This window comes from Ursidibacter arcticus (genome assembly GCF_009761375.1).
Taxonomy (GTDB): Bacteria; Pseudomonadota; Gammaproteobacteria; order Enterobacterales; family Pasteurellaceae; genus Ursidibacter; species Ursidibacter arcticus.
In genome coordinates, this window is the sequence record NZ_LEKM01000042.1 from 1 (window position 1) to 1316 (window position 1316).

At 33.0% G+C, this 1316-nt stretch carries 1 protein-coding gene; it reads right to left on the minus strand.

Annotation, left to right across the window (positions count from 1 at the left end; translation table 11 throughout):
• Positions 1–433: 433 nt before the first annotated feature.
• On the minus strand, positions 434–1316 hold an 883-nt coding region (locus tag A1D25_RS01460; protein WP_157393950.1), incomplete at its 5' end, for a hypothetical protein.

A 1316-nucleotide genomic window follows, 5' to 3' on the forward strand; every position in this document is an offset into this window, starting at 1 on the left:
ACGCCCTCTAATACCACCTTGCCTTCTTCTGACAAAATCGTCACATTGCCTGCGTTGAGGTTACTCTTTGCGTGAGTGAGGGTGTTGCTTTTACTTTCTCGGGTCTGTTTTCATTGATTACCCTAAATTACTCTTCACCAAAACAATCTTTTGCAAAAAATTGAACATATTAAACTGCTTATAAGAATCCTAGAACACTCGTGTGAATACTGGCATTATCTGGGTAAATCCCCTTCAAGTTAATTTTTCTTAGAGAATAAAAATTTAAATAAAACGATTATAAAATATGGAAAAAACATATCTACAAAACTCTCTTCCAACAATAAAACGTAATTAATATATTTTTCATCAAAGATAATCTCAATAGTGACATATGAAATAAATATAATAAGTGACACAATTAAATATCCAAGAACTAAAAAAAATACAGTCCTCATTTTAATTTTCCCTCAACCTTTTTCTTGTTTTCATATTTATCTTTAGCCCTATCAGATACTACATCACTTGCTACAGTGTTGGTAATAATCTTGGTTGACCCATTAAATTTAGGAAGAACTATTGATAGCCCCTCTATAACACCAGTAACCGCAGAACCACTTGCAGTTCCTACCATTTCTGTTTTTATAGATTGCTCCGTTGAGTTTCGTTTATTAACCTCATATCCATAATCAATCGCCATTCCATATCCTATTTGTTGTTTAAAAGGAAGCTTACCTAAAACTATTACTTTTCCTGTTTCCTTAGCTATGTCCTCAGCTACAGCTGAATTTATTCCACCATCTTCAAAAAGCTTCCCTTCCGCTGTAGATTTGCCCGCTTTATATCCAAAAACAACAGCTGCTTCCGATTTAATTGGATTGGCTAAAACAAATTTATTTAATTCTGGAATAAAACGATAACCATATGCTGCTGTAGGAAGTGTAAGTATTCCTGCTGCTAGAGATTGCCCTTGCTTTGCCTCATAAGATAAATTCTGTCTATAGTATTCAGTTGCTAAATATTTTGATAGACTGCTATCGTCTCTTTTATAACCACTATTAAAATTCCAACTATACAGCTGATTTAGTGGTATTCCATAAGAATTAGATATATCCACTAACTCACTATGTAAATAATTTCTTTGAACCTCATTTAGACTGCCAGGATCTTTCTGATGTTGTTGCAATAAGCGATCTATTTCCTTGTCTTTCAAAAATAATTGTTGAGTTTTATATTTCCTTTTCTCATCTAAGAATCCATCCTTATTAAAAAGCTCTAAGCTTTCAAAGACGTAATTATCATCTTTCTTAGAGAGTAAATTATTCTCCACCGCCCTT